Source organism: Catenulispora pinistramenti (assembly GCF_018274385.1).
In the GTDB taxonomy this organism is placed as follows: Bacteria; Actinomycetota; Actinomycetes; order Streptomycetales; family Catenulisporaceae; genus Catenulispora; species Catenulispora pinistramenti.
This window is the reverse complement of the sequence record NZ_JAAFYZ010000456.1, coordinates 1-1,982: the sequence shown is the minus strand read 5'-3', so window position 1 is coordinate 1,982 and position 1,982 is coordinate 1. Positions and strand designations below refer to the sequence as shown.

Genomic DNA, 1,982 nt, shown 5'->3' with positions numbered 1-1,982 from the left:
GGGCGGAGGGGGCGGGGGTGGGGTATGTGGCTGGAGTCGCCGGCGCTGCGCAAGATTCCGCATTGGGGCGTGCGTGCCCGCGCCCCGGGGCTCGATTGTCGCCGATCAATGCTGATCAAGCTGGTTGGGGCCGGTCCCGTGCCGATTCGTGGTCGTCGGTGTGGGACCGGCCCTTTGCCGTGTGGTCGTGTCCTCAGCTGGCGTCTACCGGTTCGAGCCGATCCATGATCGGTGCACGGGATCCGCGTCCTGCCGGGTGCACGATCACGGCCGAGAACGTTTGCTCCAGATAGGCGCGCTGCTCAGTCAGCGACAGCCGTCCAGCTCGCCAGTCCGCACCCAGGGACGCCGGAACGTCGGTACTCGTAGCCGTGGCTTTGAGGTGGGCGTTGCGATCCTTGAGCAAGACCCGCTCTTCGGTCTCATACTCATGCAGGTCGGCGTAGTACCGTTCCGCTGACAGCCTGCCCGCCTTGCGCGCGGCCTTGGCTGCGGCCATGTTCTCCCGGACCTGCTTCAGCTCCTCGGCGCGACCCCACGGCACGGGCGCAGTTGTCGCCTCCCGCTTAGTGGCTTCAAGTTCGTACTTGGCGACGGCAAGTTCGATTAGAGCGGCATCGGTCTTCGCCCCCTCGACCTTCACCCCGCCGCATCCGCCCTCGCCTGTGGTCCGACAGGTATACCAGAAGAAGCCTTCCGGCTTGTGCGCGGACCGTGGGGCCTTGGTCGCGCGCATCGCACAGTCGCACTTGCCACATCGCAGTGTCCCGGTGGCCATGTACTTGCGGGTGTTGGTTCCGGCCCCACGTGAGGGCACCTCCCCGATGATCTCCAGCAGAGCTGTCCACCTCTCCGGAGTGATCATCCGCTTCCACTGGCCGATCACCGGGTTCCCCTTGGCATCGACCAGCGTGAGGACACGTCGCGACCCGCCCTCGGCCTCGGCGCCGTCCTCCCCGGTCACCGTGAACATCCGGTATCCGGCCATGCGCGGGTTGCGCAGAACCGCCCTCAAGGCCTCGGCACGCCACTTCTTGCCTCGGGAAGTCGCGACACCGGCCCGGTTCCACTCAGCACAGATCACATACAAGCCACGGCCCTTGAACAGGTCGAACACTGCTTTACGCAGCAAACGCGCTTCCGACGGGTTCAACGTCCGCTTGTCATCACACCACCCGAATGGACGTGTCCCGCCGGTCGGGATCCCTTCCCGTTGCAACGCCTGGTGCTTGCGCTTGACCCGCCTCGCGGTCGCAGCGCTCTGCGCATTGTTGAACGCCGTGATCACTCGGGCGTTCGTCCGGCCGGACTCGGTCGTCAAATCCAGCGCCCCAGAGTTGTCCAGGATCAAACGGCCGAAACGCTGCACGACATCGATGGAGTCTTCCAGGTCGCGGTTGTCCCGCGTCAGCCGGTCCAGATCCGGACAGACCAGCCCGTCCAGCCGCTCCCCACCCGGCGCCACACCCCGGCGCAGATCAGCCAGGGCCTTGCGGTAGACCGGCCGGATCACCCGGTACTCCACAGTGCCATCCTCGGCCACCACCCGGCGCCGCTTGGCGGCGGACGTGTGCGGCTCGTCGTAGACGTAGACCACCTTCCCGCCCCGCGCCTCGATGTTCGCTGTGCAGTCGGCTATCTGCTCATCACGGTTGTTGATGTCCAGACCGGTTCTAGGGGCACGCCGGGCGGCCTGGTCGTCGGCCCCGGACTCCTTCAGGTGCCTACGGCGGCGCGACTCGTCCGACAACCGCGCCAGGATCGCGAAGTTCAATCCAGCCAGGTCACCGACGGTGTTTCGGGCCGATGGGAGTGTCTTCGTGTTCATACTTAATGATACATCCAACGATGTGCTGTCGTCAGCCCGGGGGGTACAGCACCGGTGTCCGGGGGTAAAGTCCGCGCGCGGCGGACATGCAGGTAGGCGGCGGTTTCGTATGGCGCGAACTTGACCCCCGGCCACCGGCACTGTAGGCGAAGCC

The 1,982-nt window shown here is 66.1% G+C and carries 1 protein-coding gene; it reads right to left on the bottom strand.

All coding sequences use genetic code 11. The annotated features are described in order from the left end of the window. Nucleotides 1–193 precede the first annotated feature (193 nt). Nucleotides 194–1,828: a recombinase family protein gene (locus tag KGQ19_RS48425; RefSeq protein ID WP_230420572.1), complete on the bottom strand. Its 1,635-nt coding sequence runs from the start codon at nucleotides 1,826–1,828 to the stop codon at nucleotides 194–196. Between the last annotated feature and the right edge of the window lie 154 nt (nucleotides 1,829–1,982).

Coding starts and splice junctions, on each gene's coding strand:
- KGQ19_RS48425 (WP_230420572.1), bottom strand. CDS start 1,828: ATGAACACGAAGACACTCCCATCGGCCCGAAACACCGTCGGTGACCTG.